The 17,718-nt window shown below is 42.1% G+C and carries 18 protein-coding genes; 4 read left to right on the top strand and 14 right to left on the bottom strand.

The genetic code is table 11. The features are described 5' to 3' along the window. The first annotated feature begins 1 nt into the window (after position 1). The 3 genes from LVY74_RS03935 to LVY74_RS03925 all read left to right on the top strand — a co-directional run bounded on the left by LVY74_RS03935 (position 2) and on the right by LVY74_RS03925 (position 5,457). The gene (locus LVY74_RS03935; RefSeq protein WP_237813924.1) at positions 2–2,407 is read left to right on the top strand and encodes a DUF1989 domain-containing protein; all 2,406 of its coding nucleotides are present in this window, start codon (positions 2–4) and stop codon (positions 2,405–2,407) included. A gap of 109 nt (positions 2,408–2,516) precedes the next feature. Continuing rightward, the gene (locus LVY74_RS03930) at positions 2,517–3,833 is read left to right on the top strand and encodes an ammonium transporter (protein WP_237813923.1); all 1,317 of its coding nucleotides are present in this window, start codon (positions 2,517–2,519) and stop codon (positions 3,831–3,833) included. 307 nt (positions 3,834–4,140) lie between these two features. Beyond that, positions 4,141–5,457, top strand: a complete 1,317-nt coding sequence (locus LVY74_RS03925) for an ammonium transporter (RefSeq protein WP_237813922.1) — start codon at positions 4,141–4,143, stop codon at positions 5,455–5,457. Between the two features lie 85 nt (positions 5,458–5,542). Here the strand turns inward: LVY74_RS03925 and LVY74_RS03920 are convergent, their stop codons facing one another. The 10 genes from LVY74_RS03920 to LVY74_RS03875 form a co-directional block, all read right to left on the bottom strand. Further along, positions 5,543–6,199, bottom strand: coding sequence for a tRNA-(ms[2]io[6]A)-hydroxylase (locus LVY74_RS03920; RefSeq protein WP_151710417.1), 657 nt, complete (start codon positions 6,197–6,199; stop codon positions 5,543–5,545). Then, the gene (pdxJ, locus tag LVY74_RS03915) at positions 6,199–6,927 is read right to left on the bottom strand and encodes a pyridoxine 5'-phosphate synthase (protein ID WP_045793329.1); all 729 of its coding nucleotides are present in this window, start codon (positions 6,925–6,927) and stop codon (positions 6,199–6,201) included. The genes LVY74_RS03920 and pdxJ overlap by 1 nt, the downstream gene beginning before the upstream one ends. A 26-nt stretch (positions 6,928–6,953) precedes the next feature. Continuing rightward, positions 6,954–7,658 (bottom strand): DNA repair protein RecO, encoded by a 705-nt coding sequence (gene recO, locus LVY74_RS03910; protein ID WP_237813921.1) that lies wholly within the window; start codon positions 7,656–7,658, stop codon positions 6,954–6,956. A gap of 8 nt (positions 7,659–7,666) precedes the next feature. Next, positions 7,667–7,879, bottom strand: a complete 213-nt coding sequence (locus LVY74_RS03905) for an NF038104 family lipoprotein (RefSeq protein WP_237813920.1) — start codon at positions 7,877–7,879, stop codon at positions 7,667–7,669. 26 nt (positions 7,880–7,905) lie between these two features. Continuing rightward, complete coding sequence (era, locus tag LVY74_RS03900) at positions 7,906–8,925, bottom strand: GTPase Era (RefSeq protein ID WP_237814105.1); 1,020 nt, start codon at positions 8,923–8,925, stop codon at positions 7,906–7,908. 2 nt (positions 8,926–8,927) lie between these two features. Beyond that, on the bottom strand, positions 8,928–9,629 hold the full coding sequence (gene rnc, locus LVY74_RS03895; protein WP_237813919.1) for a ribonuclease III: 702 nt from the start codon (positions 9,627–9,629) through the stop codon (positions 8,928–8,930). Then, positions 9,601–9,978, bottom strand: a complete 378-nt coding sequence (locus LVY74_RS03890; RefSeq protein WP_237813918.1) for a DUF4845 domain-containing protein — start codon at positions 9,976–9,978, stop codon at positions 9,601–9,603. The genes rnc and LVY74_RS03890 overlap by 29 nt, the downstream gene beginning before the upstream one ends. A 37-nt stretch (positions 9,979–10,015) precedes the next feature. Continuing rightward, positions 10,016–10,879, bottom strand: a complete 864-nt coding sequence (gene lepB, locus LVY74_RS03885) for a signal peptidase I (RefSeq protein WP_237813917.1) — start codon at positions 10,877–10,879, stop codon at positions 10,016–10,018. Positions 10,880–10,898: 19 nt separating this feature from the next. Next, on the bottom strand, positions 10,899–12,719 hold the full coding sequence (lepA, locus tag LVY74_RS03880; RefSeq protein ID WP_237813916.1) for a translation elongation factor 4: 1,821 nt from the start codon (positions 12,717–12,719) through the stop codon (positions 10,899–10,901). A gap of 148 nt (positions 12,720–12,867) precedes the next feature. Beyond that, positions 12,868–13,323: an acyl-CoA thioesterase gene (locus LVY74_RS03875; protein WP_237813915.1), complete on the bottom strand. Its 456-nt coding sequence runs from the start codon at positions 13,321–13,323 to the stop codon at positions 12,868–12,870. A gap of 78 nt (positions 13,324–13,401) precedes the next feature. Here LVY74_RS03875 and LVY74_RS03870 point away from each other — a divergent pair, with 78 nt between their 5' ends. Next, on the top strand, positions 13,402–13,992 hold the full coding sequence (locus tag LVY74_RS03870) for a uracil-DNA glycosylase family protein (RefSeq protein ID WP_237813914.1): 591 nt from the start codon (positions 13,402–13,404) through the stop codon (positions 13,990–13,992). Positions 13,993–14,062: 70 nt separating this feature from the next. Here the strand turns inward: LVY74_RS03870 and LVY74_RS03865 are convergent, their stop codons facing one another. From LVY74_RS03865 to LVY74_RS03850, 4 genes are all read right to left on the bottom strand, one after another. Continuing rightward, positions 14,063–14,806 carry an amino acid ABC transporter ATP-binding protein gene (locus LVY74_RS03865; RefSeq protein WP_151778075.1) on the bottom strand — a complete coding sequence of 248 codons (744 nt, stop codon included), beginning with the start codon at positions 14,804–14,806 and terminating at the stop codon, positions 14,063–14,065. 16 nt (positions 14,807–14,822) lie between these two features. Continuing rightward, positions 14,823–15,500, bottom strand: coding sequence for an amino acid ABC transporter permease (locus LVY74_RS03860; protein WP_237813913.1), 678 nt, complete (start codon positions 15,498–15,500; stop codon positions 14,823–14,825). Between the two features lies 1 nt (position 15,501). Beyond that, a complete protein-coding gene (locus tag LVY74_RS03855; protein WP_237813912.1) occupies positions 15,502–16,344 on the bottom strand; it encodes an amino acid ABC transporter permease in 843 nt (280 codons plus the stop codon). A gap of 78 nt (positions 16,345–16,422) precedes the next feature. Continuing rightward, positions 16,423–17,316 carry an amino acid ABC transporter substrate-binding protein gene (locus LVY74_RS03850; RefSeq protein WP_237813911.1) on the bottom strand — a complete coding sequence of 298 codons (894 nt, stop codon included), beginning with the start codon at positions 17,314–17,316 and terminating at the stop codon, positions 16,423–16,425. Positions 17,317–17,718 lie beyond the last annotated feature (402 nt).

Raw genomic sequence — 17,718 nt, 5'->3', positions numbered from 1 at the left:
CATGGCGACAGGCAAATCTGCATGTGGTGATGCGAGTGAGGACAACAGCGCAAAGGCAATGCATATGGGCAATTTACCACAACATCTCTCAGTCGAAACTGAGCAGTTTTTCCATTTACAGGTTCCGCTGCAACAGATTCAGTTACGGGTTGATCCGCAATCGGCTCTGCTGTTGTCACTTGAAGCTCAAGATGAATTAGAACTGAATCTTCCAGCAGGTCAAGGGATCGAAATCTTGGTGCGAAATGCACACGGTAAAATCCAGTTACCCTTGCTACAACTGGTTAGCCCCAATGGCATTATCAGTATTGGAACAGCCGTACAAACGCTTGAACAACTTGTACAACAAGACAGCGTTGCTCAGCGTCTTAAAGACCAATTGCAAAAATTTAAGATTACTCAAACCGATTTAGACGTGGTGCTTCGCATACAACAGACTGAACATGTCCGTTTTCGTACTGCCGAAAACAGTGCCGTGATTTTACTGAACACTGGCAAAAACATGTCAGTTGATCAGCAAGATGTGATTGATGAAGTTCAAGCCATCATCCATAAAGCCAAAGCCCAAACTGAATACTTACCTGCACCACTGGCACAGCCGATTCAGGAGATCCGCGTGGGCAAAGCCAGTGCCAAAACCTATAGCGTCAAGGCAGGACAATGGATTCAGATTATTGATGTGTCAGGCAAGCAGTGTTCAGACTTTCTCGCCTTCGATGCAAAAGCATTGGAACATGGTCAGGAAATCGGACTGGATGCTGTTGCAACTCGCACCCTACTTGGACACAGCACCCCAACGCCTGGCATTCACTCACGCTTTTATGGCACAGACATGCAAGCCTTGGTTGAGGTGGTTCAAGACACCGTGGGGCGACATGATATGTTCCTGACTGCATGTAGCCCGAAATTTTATGAAGACAGTGGCTACTTTGGACACATCTCCTGTACCGACAACTTTAATCGTATTTTAAGTCCACTCGGCTTGAGTCCTAAAGCCGCATGGCCTGCGATCAATTTTTTCTACAACACCCAAGTTGAAGCTTGCGGCAGCATCAGCATGGACGAACCGTGGTCACGTGCAGGCGACTATATTTTGCTACGTGCACACAAAGACCTGCTCTGTGCTTCATCGGCATGCCCTGACGACATCGACCCATCCAACGGTTGGGTTCCGAGTGATATTCATGTGCGAATTTATGCCGAATCCGAACAATTTTCACGTTCCCAACTGTACCGTATTCATCCTGAGGAGATGCCCCGCATGACCAAACAAAGTGGCTTTCATTCACGTATTGCTGCACTAACCTCGCACCTCGTTGAATATCATGGGTATTGGGTGGCTGATGAATATCATGGTTGGGGAGCCAAAGCCGAGTATCTGGCGTGTCGTGAACGTGTGGCAATGATCGACCTTACCGCTTTACGCAAATTTGAAATTACAGGGCCTGATGCCGAGAGTTTCTTGCAATACATGCTGACGCGCAATGTCCGCAAACTCGCAATTGGTGAAATTGTCTATTCTGCGATTTGCCTTGAAACAGGCGGCATGCTTGATGACGGTACGATTTTCCGTTTGGGGGAAAACAACTTTCGCTGGGTCTGTGGTGATGAATACACAGGCACATGGCTGAAACAAAAAGCGCAACAACTCGGTTATCGGGTCAGTATTCGACATTCTTCAGATCAGATTCACAATGTTGCTGTGCAAGGACCTCGCAGCCGTGAGCTACTCAAGCAACTGATCTGGACACCTGAACATCAACCCGACCTCGACCAACTGGCATGGTTTCATTTCACGCTCGGACGTTTGGGCAATGCCCAAGGCATTCCTGTCATGGTGTCACGCACAGGCTACACTGGCGAACTAGGTTTTGAAGTGTGGTGTCATCCGACTCATGCTGAACAGATTTGGGATGCAATCTGGTCGGCAGGACAAGCTTTTGAAATTGCACCGATGGGTTTTGCTGCGCTAGATATGCTGCGCATCGAAGCAGGTCTAATTTTTGCACAACATGAGTTCGATGCTCAAACCAATCCTTTTGAAGCAGGTATTGGTTTTACCGTTCCATTAAAAAGTAAAGAAGAAGACTTCTTGGGTAAGCAAGCCATGCAAAATCAGACCGCACAAAGTCGGCACAAATTGGTGGGCTTGGTTTTAGAACAAAATGAAGCAGCTGAACATGGTGACCTGATTTATGTCGATCGTTACCCAGTCGGTGTCGTCACCAGTGCCACCAATTCCCCTTTACTTAAAAAACAGATTGCACTGTGTCGGGTTGCCCCGCAATACGCCAGTGCTGAAACCACTTTAGAAATTGGCAAACTCGACGGGCAAAAGAAACGCCTGAAAGCCAAAGTGGTCAATTTACCGTTTTACGATCCTGAACGTACTCGGGTTCGTGCCTAAGTTTTTTAATTCTCCTGATTGCCGAGTGTGAACTGGGCAATCTGCAAAAAATGGATGTTTTGTTTCGGCAAAACGCAACGTATTGTGATCATTACACGAGGAGAGAAATATGAATATCCGTTCTATTTCGAGCTTAGTATTGGGTTGTTTATTGTTGTCGCCACACTTTGCACAGGCAGCAGAAACAGCAACATTGAACCAAACATCGACCTCATGGGTCATGACATCGATCGTCTTTGTCATGATCATGTTTATTCCAGGGTTGGCTTTGTTTTACGGCGGTATGCTGCGCAGTAAAAACGTCCTGTCAATCTGTACCCAGTTTTTTGCCTTTGCAGGCATTATCGGGCTGATGTGGATTACCCATATTTACAGCATGATTGTCGATACTACAGGCATGCAAGAAGGAACATTTAACCTTGCCAGTTTTGTCGGTGGTTTCGATAAAGCCTTTATGCATGGAGTGACCGACCAGTCGTTAATGGGCGATATTCCTGAATATGTGACCTCGGTGTTTGGTATGACCTTTGCCATGATTACCCCTGCAATTGTCGTGGGTGGCTATGCAGAACGGATGAAGTTTAGTGCCATGGTCATTTTTGTGATTTTATGGACAACGATTGTTTACGCACCTATGGCACACATGGTCTGGGGCGGTGTCGGTTCTGCCATGCACAACTGGGGAGTACTCGACTTTGCAGGCGGGACAGCCGTACATATCAACTCAGGCATTGCCGCACTGGTTGGTGCGATGATCATCGGACGTCGTAAAGACTGGAAAACTCAAAATATTGCCCCACACAACTTGGTCTACACCTTCATCGGTGCAGGTTTACTTTGGGCAGGCTGGTTTGGTTTCAATGTCGGTTCGGCACTGGCAGCCAATGCAAGTGCAGGCTTAATCATGATGAATACCCAAGTCGCAGCGTGTGCAGGCATTGTAGGCTGGATGATCATTGAAAAAGTGCTCGACAGACACACCACCTCATTAGGGCTTGCTTCTGGTGCAATTGCAGGTTTGGTCGGTATTACGCCTGCGGCGGCTTATGTTGGCGTATTTGGTGCAGCAGCCATCGGACTAATCACAGGCATGGTGTGCTTCTACGCAGTCACTCGCCTTAAAAATGTACTCAATATTGATGACTCTCTTGATGTCTTTGCCTTACACGGTATTGGCGGGATGGTTGGCGGAATTTTAACGGGTATCTTTGCTTCACCACTCTTGGGCGGCAATATCACAGGTCTTGATTTTGGTACACAGTTTATTGCGCAAATGATTGGAATTGTGGTGACAGTCGTCTATAGCGCAGTCTGCACATGGGGCATTTTCAAAGTGATTGAATTAACCGTTGGCCTACGTGTTTCACATGAACAAGAGGAAAAAGGTCTTGATCTCAGCGATCATAACGAGCGTGCCTATAACTAAAACTCAGTTATTATTTCTTTCGGGCAGAGGGTTACTTCTGCCCGATTTTTTTGCGCTAATTGGTTGCACACACTGAATACCTTCTGATTTATGCACATTTTTTGTCCTCTCTTTGTCACACTTTTAATCTATTTCACATCCACACCACCCTAAATAAGCATTTGATTTATAAATTATTTTATTAAATTAAGATTTTATAAAATCTGGTACAAGAATTGCTTATAACCAAAATGAAATTAATATTCTTTAAAAGAATATTTAAAAATAATCCGCATCTCGCTTATTTATCGCAAAACAGGAGGGATCTATGAATTCCCGTTCTTTGATTCAACTGGCTTTGGGGAGCCTGCTGTTTACCCCTGTCTACGCATTTGCTGCCGATGCACCCTTCGATGCTGCATCTACCGTTTGGGTCATGATTTCAGCGATTTTAGTACTGATCATGTTTATTCCAGGATTGGCACTATTTTATGGCGGGATGATTCGCTCTAAAAACATCCTGTCCATTTTCTCGCAGTTTTTTGCCATCGCAGCTGTTGTCGGTATTTTATGGGTCAGCTTTGTTTACAGCTTTGCAGCTGATACCACAGGCATGACCGAAGGTTCCCTCAATCTACACAGTTTTGTTGGGGGCTTTGGCAAAGCCTTTATGGTCGGGATTAATGAAAATACGTTAATTGCAGGTGTGCCCGAATATGTACTTGCAGTGTTTGGGATGACTTTTGCCATGATTACCCCTGCAATTGCCGTTGGTGGTTATGCAGAGCGCATGAAGTTTAGCGCAGTGGTTTTATTTGGCGCTCTTTGGCTCATTCTTGTGTATGGCCCACTGGCACACATGGTTTGGGGTGGTGCTGGTGCCATCATGCACAACTGGGGTGTCCTCGACTTTGCAGGTGGTACAGCGGTACATATCAACTCTGGGGTTGCAGCCTTGGTCGGTGCACTCATTCTCGGCAAACGTAAAGGCTGGCCAAATACCTCTATGCCACCACACAATCTAGTCTTTACCATGATTGGTGCTGCGCTACTTTGGGCGGGCTGGTTTGGTTTTAATGTCGGCTCGGCACTGGCAGCTAATACTACAGCGGGTCTTGTCCTCATGACCACCATGATTGCAACATGCGGTGGAATCGTCGGCTGGATGTTCATTGAAAAAATGGTGGCTGGTCACGTTACTTCATTGGGTCTCGCATCTGGCGCGATTGCGGGCTTGGTGGGTATCACCCCTGCCGCAGCTTATGTCGGTGTATTCGGTGCGATTGCTGTCGGTATGATCACCAGTGTTTGCTGTTTCTTCGCAGTCACTGGTTTAAAACGTAAATTTGGTTTTGACGATGCACTCGATGTCTTTGCCTTGCATGGTATTGGCGGTATGGTCGGTGGCGTGCTCACAGGTATTTTTGCTGCACCGTCTTTAGGCGGTAACATTGCCAATTTAGCCATCGGCTCACAAGTTGTTATCCAGCTTATGGGAATTGGTTTAACCGTTGTCTATTGTGGTTTCTTTACATGGCTCATTTTGACTGTTATTGATAAAACGATCGGTTTACGTGTCAGCGCTGAAGAAGAACAGCAAGGACTTGATGTTAGCGATCACAATGAGAAAGCCTATAATCCTTAATCGCTTGTTATAGTGGGCTATGCCGCTCTTAAATTAAACCTCATAAAAAAATCCTCTCACATGGAGAGGATTTTTTATGTCTGACTTATGCCGCAACTGTAGCAGGCACACCGCTATGGAAACGGAACGTATCATCTGGACTTTGAATTAGATTTTTCTCTACTTCACGAATCTGAGCAATCCGCTGCTGAATATCCTCTTCAGGATTTTTCATTTTCGCAGTTTTTGCCACATCGAGCGCAAGCGCTAAATAGTCTTCATAATGGCGTGACTCAGACTTAAGCAAATAACGATAATAACGCCCTAATTCTTCATCCACCAAGGGTGCCAAAGCATAGAAACGCTCACAAGAACGCGCTTCCACAAATGCCCCGATAATCAGAACATCGATTAAAGCCTCAGGCTCATAGGTACGGATTTCTTTACGCAAACCACCTGCATAACGCCCTGCACTGACCGCTTTCCATTCCTGACCACGCTTTGCCATGAACTCCAACACCTGTTCATAATGCAGCATTTCTTCACGAACCAACTGTGCCAGTTTTACTTGCAAATCGGTAAAGAAGCTATAGCGAAACATCAGGTTCATGGCTGTGCCCGCAGCCTTCTTTTCACAGTTGGCATGGTCTTGCATCAACAACTCTAGGTTATTGAGTGCTTCATCCAGCCATGCTTTGGGTGTTTCACAACCCAAAAAACCGATCACTGGCTGCATCAATTCGTCATAATCTGGTGTAGACATTATGCACTCGCTGCCTGAATTGCCGCTTTCATTTGCTGTACGGCTTGTTCTAAGCCCACAAATACGCTGTCTGCAATAATTGAATGTCCGATGTTCAATTCATGAATTTGTGGAATTGCTGCAATTGGTGCCACATTTTCCAAGTTCAAACCATGTCCTGCATTGACCACCAAGCCTTTTGATGCCGCATATTCAGCGCCCTGAATAATACGTTGCAATTCGTGCTGCTGTGCTTCGGGAGTTTCTGCATCGGCATAAGCACCTGTATGTAGTTCAATGGTTGGTGCACCACAGGCAACCGCTGCATCAATTTGAGCAACATCCGCATCAATAAACAATGACACATCGCAGCCAATTGCTGTCAGTTCTTGGGTAGCGGCTTTGACATGTTCAAAGTTACCCACAACATCTAGACCGCCCTCTGTAGTCAATTCCTGACGTTTTTCAGGAACAAAGCACACGTGATGAGGCTGAATTTCTTTGGCAAATGCCACCATTTCATCGGTCACAGCCAGTTCCAAGTTCATACGTGTTTTTAAAGCTGGGCGCATGCGGCGTACATCATCATCCTGAATATGACGACGATCCTCACGCAAATGCAAAGTAATTCCTTCTGCACCTGCTTGCTCACAAATCAGTGCAGCTTTGACAGGATCAGGATATTGAGTTCCGCGAGCTTGTCTTAAAGTCGCGACATGGTCAATATTTACACCCAGTAAGGCAGCCATAACGTATTTCCTATTTAGTTCTGAACTTAACGATGCTGTATCCACAACTGCCGACTTTTTAAGGGTCGATCACCCAAAAGTGCGGTTATCATTTGTCGGTAAAGCTTGGTGAGACATTGTAACTGCTGTGCAGAAAAATCCCTACCCTGAATATGTGTTTGCATGCTTAAAATTAGCTCGCCTTGCAAACTTGCTGAACTTCGGCTGACGACAGGTAAAAAACCTTCTGTCAGTTGAAATTGATAATGTGCATTCGGCAGCACATCATTTTGGTTGGCATCTTTTGAAAAGTCGATTGCATAGCCTAATTCTTGTAATAATACATGCTCAAACTGACGTAAAATCTGCTTTAAAAATAGAGGTTTTTCTGCTTCGGTTTGCAGATTTAAATGCTGTAAATTTTGGACTGCCGATGCATATTGCAAAAAACTCTGCGGCAAGGCTTCTTCTAATGGGCAGAGTCGTAAAATCAATTCATTCAGATAAAAGCCACAAAAGAAAGCATCCCCTTGAAAAAAAATCGGTTGGGACTGAATTTCCAGATGACTAAAGTTTTTTAATTCTGATTTGCCAGAAGCCTGTAAGCGTAATGGCTGATATTGTGGCGGCGAATTTTGTCGCAATACGCCATCTATTCGCCCATATTCTTGACTAAAGATATGAACAATCTGACTACGTTCGCGGTATTTTCGGTGATGAATGAGATACCCATGTAAGACTTCATTGCGCATGAAACTGTTTAATTTTTCTCTTGATCTTTTTGTTTTTCTTGATCGTTAGATTTGTCTTTATCATCATCCCCATCAGGGGTTACAGCACGCACAACAGCGGCTGTTCCTTTAACCACACCTTTGGTGGTTTTATAAGCAACTTTAACGGGAACAGTCACAATACTAGTAATACACCCCTGCAATAAAATTACAGTTGCTAAAATAATACCTATTCGTATCATGCTGTTCCCCTCTTATAGCGAAGCAATTAAATATCGCTATAACCTAAACTTTTCAATGCACGTTCATCATCAGACCAGCCACCTTTGACTTTCACCCAAAGTGTCAGCATGATTTTCTGTTCGAACATTTTTTCCATATCAACACGTGCATCCATACCAATACGTTTCAGTTTTGCACCTTTATCACCAATGACAATGGCTTTTTGACCTTGGCGTTCTACAAAAATGGTCGCATCAATATAAGTACATGCTGGTTTCAAACGACCTGTTTTTTCATGTACGGTCGGTTCTTCGGTACGGAAAGACTCGATCTGCACAGTCAAATCGTAAGGAAGTTCTTCCCCCAATTGACGCATGATTTTTTCACGGATGATTTCACTTGCCAAGAAACGCTCTGAACGATCAGTAATTTGGTCTGGTGAATACAATGGCTCAGAAAATGGCAAATAGCTTTCGATCGTATCGCGTAAATGATCAAGGTTTGCACCACGTAATGCAGAAACAGGAACAATTTCTGCAAACTTCATCAGCTTAGTACGCTCTTGAATCAAAGGTAACAGTGATTTTTTATCTTCAAGCGTATCGACTTTATTGATGACCAAAATGACAGGCATCTGCGCATTTTGTAATTTTTCAAGGACAAGATCATCATTCTGTGTCCATTTTTGTGCATCAACCACAAATAGCACAAGATTCACATCACGCAATGCTGAATGTGCAGCACGGTTCATCATTTTATTGATGGCGCGGACTTCTTTTTTATGCATCCCTGGGGTATCAACATAAACCGCTTGTGACTTTTCACGAGTGTCAATACCGATAATTTTATGGCGTGTTGTTTGTGGTTTACGTGACGTAATTGACAGCTTTTGTCCTAGCAAGTGATTCATGAGAGTCGACTTGCCGACATTCGGACGTCCAACAATTGCTACAAAACCACTTCTGAAGTCAGCAGGCAGCGCGGCACTTTGTGAACTAAAAAATTGATTGATCAAATCAGAATTTTCAGGGTTCACAGGTTGATCGTCTTGTTGATCAGATGACATCGTCATGCTGTTTTTTGCTCCAATAATTTTAAAATTTCAGCCGCTGCAGACTGCTCTGCAAAACGTCGGCTGCTACCTTCACCCAGTGTTATTGGAAAATCTTCCACTTTGCACACAACTTTGAAATGCTGATTCGGCGCATCGCCTTGAATATCCGTCACTTCATACACAGGTAAAGGTTTTTTGTGTGCTTGTAAATATTCTTGTAAACGCGACTTTGGATCTTTGAGCTGGTCCGTTGGTTCAATATGACTAAAATAAGGTGCATACCATTTTAGAACAATTTTTTTCAGAACCTCTAAATCAGCACAATCCAGATAAATCGCGCCAATAATGGCCTCAACTGTATCTGCTAAGATAGATTCTCGATGATGTCCACCTGATTTTAACTCACCCGTACTCATAATCATATACTGGCTGAGTTTCAAATCATTGGCGATCTTTCCTAAAGCTTCTTGTCTGACCAATGTTGCTCGCATTCTCGTCAGACGCCCTTCATTTTCATGCGGATAGGCATGATAAAGGTAATGTGCGATCATCATACCCAACAATGAATCGCCTAGAAACTCTAGGCGCTCATAGTTATATTTGTGACTCACCGAGCGATGAGTTAAAGCAAGCTGTAATAATTCAGGCTGTTTAAACTCATAACCGATGTACTGAGCTAAGCGAAAATTACTTAGCTTTGACTGTCCTTTGATCAAAATCTTTCTCGAAGCTTAAAACTAAATCAATATTGAATAACAAATGGCTACGTATTTGATAGCTTTTTGCTACATGTAATTGTCCACCATCATTAGATACTTTGGCAATATTTTCCATCTTTAAATCATTGATGTTATTTCTTGACAAATTATCATTCATATTTGAAATAAATTTAGAAGGTGTCAGATTTGAATCATTTTCTAGCAAGGTCGATTCGATTTGCTTATTGATGATGTGGTCATCCCAATAAGCAGGCCAAATTGCCACGACGATCTTTAAAATCATTGACGCGACAATTACCCCTAGTAGAAAAGTACTATACGATGCCCCATGTTGAAATTTACGCATTTTTATTATCCATAATCCAGATTATTCAGGTTGGTTTTTAACTGATTTTACCATTTCGAGAAAAACTTGGAAGATGTAAACCTGGTTCTTTATGCATCCAAACATAAAAAGCTCGTCCAGTTAAGTTTTCTTCAGGTACAAATCCCCAAAAACGACTATCTGCACTTTCATCACGGTTATCGCCCATCGCAAAATAATGTCCTTGAGGAACGGTCACCTCCCAAGCCTTACCATCACTTTGTACAAAAGTCTTATTCAGATTGGCAACAAATGGAATCGCACTCGCCTGATTTTGACTCATTGCATAATTGTATTGCTCAATTAAAGGGTCACGACCTTCCAAATGACGAACCAAATGCTTATGCGTACCTAAGGTTTCATAGGTATATTTTGGCTGAAATGACGACAACTGATCTTTTTCACGACTAAATGGCGTGACTGTTGTTGCAACAGCCTGACCATTAATAAATAGTTTGCCATCATGATAAGCCACACGATCGCCCGGTAAACCCACCACACGTTTAATATAGCTAATGCTAGGTTGTAATGGATAACGGAAAACGATCACTTCGCCACGTTGGGGTTCCCCGACATTAATCACTTTTTTATTGATCAAAGGCAAGCGAATGCCATAATCAAATTTATTGACCAAAATAAAATCACCTGTTTCTAAGGTTGGTACCATAGAATCAGACGGAATATTAAATGGTTCATATAAAAATGAACGCAGGATCAGAACAGCTGCTAATACTGGCCAAAAATCATAAGCCCATGTAATAATGACGTTTTCATAGCCTCGCCCTTTATTGGCTCTTTGCTTGAGTTTGACTTTATCGAGTACCCAAACAAAAAACAAAATCAAGGTAACGGGAACGAGGATCAAATTAAAATCAAAATCCATGGACTTTTCCTAAAGACACTTACTTTTTATCAACTTGTAAAACGGCTAAGAAGGCTTCTTGTGGGATTTCAACACTTCCCACCTGCTTCATACGCTTTTTACCTTCTTTTTGTTTCGCAAGCAATTTTTTCTTACGGGATACGTCACCACCATAACATTTTGCCAACACATTCTTACGCATTGCTTTCACAGTTGAACGCGCAATAATCTGCGCACCAATCGCTGCCTGAATTGCAACATCAAACATTTGACGTGGAATCAATTCTTTCATTTTTTCAACGAGAGCATTACCACGGTAACGGGCATCATTACGATGACAAATCATAGCTAAAGCATCGACTTTATCGCCATTAATCAAGACATCAACTTTCACCAAGCTTGCGCTTTCGAAACGTACAAAGTTGTAATCTAAAGATGCAAAACCACGTGAACATGATTTCAAGCGGTCAAAGAAGTCCATGACCACTTCAGCCATTGGAATATCAAAGGTAATTGATACTTGATTACCCAAGAATTTCATATCTTTTTGAACACCACGACGTTCAATACATAACGTCATGACGTTACCCAAATATTCTTGAGGAACAAGGATATGACACTCAGCAATTGGCTCACGCAAATCTTCAACTGTTGAACCATCTGGCATTTTTGACGGGCTGTCGATGTAGATCGTTTCGCCTGCTTTGGTCAATGCTTCATAAATTACGGTAGGTGCTGAAGTAATGAGGTCTAAATCATACTCACGTTCTAAACGCTCTTGTACGATTTCCATGTGTAGCATACCCAAGAAGCCACAACGGAAACCAAAACCTAAAGCATCTGAACTTTCAGGTTCAAAGAACAACGCTGAGTCATTGATTTGAAGTTTTTGTAAAGCTTCACGGAACGGTTCAAAATCACTTGAATCGATTGGGAATAAACCTGCATAAACCTGAGGTTTGACCTTTTTAAATCCAGGTAAAGTGGCCACTTCTGGTGTTGATGCAAGTGTGATGGTATCACCCACTGGCGCACCAAAAATATCTTTAATCCCTGCAATCACGAAGCCTACTTCGCCCGCTTCAAGCATATCTGTTTCGGTATGTTTTGGATTAAAAATACCGACAGAAGTCACAGGGTGTACTTGACCTGTCGATTTAACCAACATACGGTCACCCTTACGGATACGACCTTGCTTAATACGAACTAATGAGACAACACCTAAGTAGTTATCAAACCATGAGTCAACAATTAAAGCTTGTAGTGGCGCATCACGCTCACCTTCAGGCGCAGGGATCACATCAACTAGACGCTCCAATACACCTTCAACGCCTAAGCCTGTTTTTGCTGAACAGGTTGGTGAATCAGTCGCTTCAATCCCGATAATTTCTTCAATCTCGTGGATGACACGCTCAGGTTCAGCCTGCGGTAAATCGATTTTATTAAGAATAGGAAGAACTTCTAAGCCTTGCTCAATCGCGGTATAGCAGTTTGCAACAGACTGAGCTTCAACGCCTTGCGCAGCATCGACCACCAACAAAGCACCTTCACATGCAGCCAAAGAACGTGAAACTTCATAAGAGAAGTCGACGTGTCCTGGCGTGTCAATGAAGTTCAATTGGTATTCTTGACCATTTGGATGCGTATAGTACAGTGTTACAGAAGCCGCTTTAATGGTAATCCCACGTTCACGCTCAAGCTCCATCGAGTCTAAGACCTGAGCCTGCATTTCACGCTCTTGTAATCCGCCACACATTTGAATGAAACGGTCAGCCAAAGTCGACTTACCATGGTCAATATGTGCAATGATACTGAAGTTGCGGATGTTTTTGATATCAACAGATTTTTTAGCTTGCGCCATGGGCTACCTTAAGAAATTGAAAATCGCTATGTACGCTAAAAATCATGTTGTACACAGCACAAACTGTTAACGAAATTGCGAGGATTATAGCAGATGGATATTTTAAAGTATCCATTATTTAAACGGACAGCGTTGATTCGCTGAAAAATTAAGAAGCTTCAGTTTTATCTGAAAAATCATAAGGATTAATTTCTGGGTCAAGCGGTTGGTATGCATTTAAAAATGTTGGAGACATTCGCTTTGGACGGCCTGTAGAAATTTCGATACACGTCCATTTGGTTTTAGCCAGAAAAACAACGGCCTGATCACTTGGTCTAAAAAAGGCATATTCTCGAAATGAATACATCGCACTAAGATCAGAAAACCACGTTCTTAAAATCAGCTCTTCACCCGCCAAAACTGCCTTCCGATATTGCATTTGATGCTCCACAGCGACCATTGCATGTTTCATTTGCATATATTGCTCGAGTCCTATGCCTAAAGCCGCAATATGGGCATGGGCAACATCTTGCATCCAACTGACATACACCACGTTATTCACATGCCCAAGCAAGTCAATGTGTTCAGGTTGAACCTGTATTGGCAAATCAAAAAAAGTGGTCATATCCCTGTATCATCATTTTTTATCAAAGCCGCTATTTTGCTACACTGTTTATGGCTTCTGCAAGAATTGAACAAAATCATGTCTATCTCTGTGACTGAAACACATCCTTTAACGCCTTTTCTGCCTCAACAAGCCAAGTTATTGATGCTTGGCAGTTTTCCACCGCCACAAAATAAATGGAAAATGCAATTCTACTATCCAAATTTTCAAAATGACATGTGGCGAATTATGGGAATCTGCTTCTTTAATGATAAAAATCACTTCTTAGATCTCGCCAATAAAAATTTCTTTCAGCAGCAGATTGAAGATTTTCTCAATGAAAAAGGCATTGCTATTTTTGATGCAGCTTGCGAAGTCATTCGACTCAAGGGCAATGCTTCAGATCAGTTTTTACAGGTTGTACAAGCGACCGACTTATCTGTTTTGCTCAAGCAAATCCCTGAGTGTCATAGCATTATGACCACAGGTGACAAAGCCACAGATACATTAATGACCAATTTCGAAAAAGACAGCGTTAAACCGCAATTTAACCAGCCCAGTCAGGTCAATTTTCTTAATCGGTCACTCAATTTATATCGCTTGCCCTCTAGCTCGCGAGCATATCCACTGGCTTTAGAAAAGAAAGCTGAAATTTATGCTGACTTTTTCAACAAAATTGGTTTGATCTAAATCTACTGCACATTAAAAAACCACAATACACTTTCGCATATTGTGGTTTTTTCCCCATCAAGCTTTTAACTTAATGAACAGCTTGAATTTTATCTAGGAACTGTTTGGCACGTTCATGGCGTGCATCCAGATTTCCAAAGAACTCTGAAGTAGCACAATCTTCTAGAATCTGACCTTGATCCATAAAAATCAAACGATTAGATACTTTTCTAGCAAAGCCCATTTCATGGGTAACACACATCATGGTCATGCCTTCATTGGCAAGCTGCACCATGACATCGAGAACTTCACCCACCATTTCAGGGTCAAGTGCTGACGTTGGTTCATCAAACAACATACAGATTGGATCCATACACAAACCACGTGCAATTGCGACACGTTGTTGCTGACCACCTGAAAGCTGACCTGGAAATTTGTCTTTATGTGCCAATAAGCCTACACGTTCAAGGTACTGAGTGGCTTTGGCACGCGCATCAGCGATGTTGCGTTTCAGTACTTTGACTTGTGCAATAGTCAAGTTTTCCAACACAGTCATGTGCGGAAACAACTCAAAGTGCTGAAAGACCATTCCGACACGTGAACGAAATTGGGCAAGATTGGTTTTTGGGTCTTTGAGTGAAACACCATCAACAATAATGTCGCCTTTCTGGAATGGTTCAAGCGCATTCACCGTTTTAATCAGTGTTGATTTTCCTGAACCCGAAGGGCCACAGACGACAACAACATCGCCTTTTTCAATTGTGGTTGTACAATCTGTGAGAACTTGGAAATCACCATACCATTTAGAGATATGTTGAATGTCGATCATAGGCATTTTGCTATCTCCTAAATTAGCGAATAATGGCAATTTTTTCTTGTAAGCGTTTGACGAGTTTGGACAGGCAGAATGATGTACAGAAGTACACGATAGCAACAACGAGATAGAAAGTTGCTTTGGTTTCTGGCCCATAAGTATTGGCAAGTGTGTCAGCATTACCCAAGAAATCAGGTGCGCTAATCACATAAACCAATGACACGTCTTGGAACAAGATAATGGTTTGAGTTAGCAAAACTGGAATCATGTTGCGAAAAGCTTGTGGCAAGACAACGTAACGCATGGATTGCCCATAGGTAAAACCCAGTGCATAACCCGCAAATACCTGTCCTTTAGAAACTGACTGAATCCCCGAACGCACAATTTCTGAAAAGAATGCGGCTTCAAAAACGGCAAAGGTCACCACGCTCGAAAAGAGTGGCCCATAATAAGTATCTGACTGAAATTCAAAAACTTTAGGCAACAAAAAGTAAAAAATAAAGATAACCTGAATCAGTGGAATACCACGAAAACAGTCAACATACAGCTTAGAAAAATTGCGTGCGAACCAATTGTTGGATAAGCGCATCATTGCAAGCGGCGTACCAATCATGATACCGCCGATCATCGCCAGTAATGATACTGTCACAGTAAAGCCCAAGCCTTTTAGCAATGCCTGTGTGACATCAGCATGTTGTAATAAGCTAAAGTCCATCTTACTTACCCCCCGAGCCTAAACCAGGTACTGACATGCGTTTTTCAATCCATGCCATAAATGCTTTGATGGTATAGGTAATGATCAGATAAACAGGGGTAGATAAGATCAAAATGACGATATCTTGGGAGGTTTCTTCACGCATAGTTTTGGTATAAGCGAAGAAATTCAATACACTAAGCGCATATAATACTGCTGAGTTTTTGAAAATGTTCATTGACTCAGAAGTAATGGTTGGCCAAACAATACGATAAGCCACAGGTAGAATTACATAACGGTAACTTTGTGCAGTGGTAAAACCCATTGCAGAAGCTGCAAACTTTTGACCACGTGGCACAGTTAAAATGCCTGCACGAATTTGCTCAGACACACGCGCAGCCGTATATAAACCTAGCGCCATAACACCAATGCTAGCAGGGTTCTGATTGAGTAGGTTTTTCCACCAACCACCTGCAACAACCTCACCACTACCCGCACTCAAGCTTTGCGGTAAAAATTCGGGAAAGACAAATGCCCAGAAAAAAAGCTGAACAATTAATGGGATATTACGAAAAATTTCAACGTAGAGATTACCAATAGCGGCAAGTGGTTTGTTGGGTAGCGTCCGTATAACACCCAGCAACGAACCTAAAAAAAATGCAATCACAAATGAAAGTAGAGCTGTCCAAAGCATGGTCATCACGCCATTGCCAAGCATCTGCAACCATGTTGGTGCTTCAGCCAACTGCGAATAGCTTGTGCCACCAATATGCTGACATACTGTTTCAGCCCACTGTGCTTTCTCGACACCATATTCATTTGATGCTGAACAAAAAGTTGTCCAATTTAATGAGCCAAGAGACATACATTCCCCTTATAAAAACTATAAACCGATCACCCTGCTCTCCATAGCGGGTGATCAGTAACATCCTGTTATTGCAGTTTAAATACCTGCATCAGTCGGACGAGCTTTTAACTTTTTAAATGATGCACTTGGAGCCATGTTCAAGTTTACATTTTTAGGTGGGATTGGAGATTGGAACCATTTTTTATAAAGTTTATCCATTTGACCTGTTTTCCACATACCTGTGACGACTTTGTCTGCAACTGCTTTAAATTTCGGGTCATCTTTTGGCAACATAATGCCGTAAGGTTCAGATGAGAGTACAGGTCCAACAATTGCAAATGATTTAGGATTTGAAGATTTTGCAATCAAGCCAGCCAAGATATTGTCATCCATAACAAATGCTGCTGCACGACCAGAAGCCAACATAGCAAATGAGTCAGCATGGTCTTTACCATAAACATTTTGTACGTTTACAGCTTGACCTTTTTCATTCATTTTGATGTATTTATCAGAAGTTGTACCTTGTGTAGTCACAACTGCTTTACCATCTAAATCACCAATACTTTTAACATTTGTGCCTGCTTTTACAGCCATACGCACTTCTGTTGCATAGTAATTGGTTGAGAAGCCCACTTGTTGCTGACGCTGTAAAGAGTTGGTCGTTGTACCACATTCCATGTCAATATTGCCTGCCAACAATTCAGGAATACGGGTTGATGAAGTTACAGCCTTATATTCAACCTTAAGGTTCGGCATTTTCAATTCTTTTTTGATTTCATTCGCCACGTTGTTACAGATATCAACCGCATAGCCAACTGGTTTTCCTGCCACAACATAAGAAATCGGATCTGATGATTCACGATGACCAATCACAATTTTACCAGTCGCTTTAATTTTGGCTAATGTATCTGCCGCTTGGACTTGGCTCGCTCCTCCCATCATACAAAGCATTAAGGTTGAAGTAAGTACTGATTTGGAAGAAAGTTTCATATTCACTCCTGTGATGAATCGTTTGTTTTAGCTTTTGTTTATCCAATCGATAGATTTGGCTAAATACCTGCATATCCCAAGCAAATATCAAGCCAATGTTTAGTAATTTATAAATTCAAATTACTAATCATATTTTTATACCCAATTTAGTGCATTGAGTGAACCAAAATATTACCAATTTAGACTTTAGTCTAAGTTTTATACATTAACAAAATTTTTCTTTTTTAAAAACAATAAGGTAATTTTCAAGCAATTATTATCATTTCAATAAAAAACAAGATATATATCAAAATAAATATACATCTTGTTCATGTCAGCGACTGAGATTTCGCTTTTCTCCGATTTTTTCAGCATTGACCTTTCAATTTATTCACAAAAATTGAACAAATTAAAAGCAATATG

The sequence above is a fragment of the Acinetobacter sp. ME22 genome (assembly GCF_022012315.1).
Taxonomy (GTDB): domain Bacteria; phylum Pseudomonadota; class Gammaproteobacteria; order Pseudomonadales; family Moraxellaceae; genus Acinetobacter; species Acinetobacter brisouii_A.
Note: the sequence above shows the minus strand (reverse complement) of the source record. Positions and strands in the feature narration are given on the sequence as shown.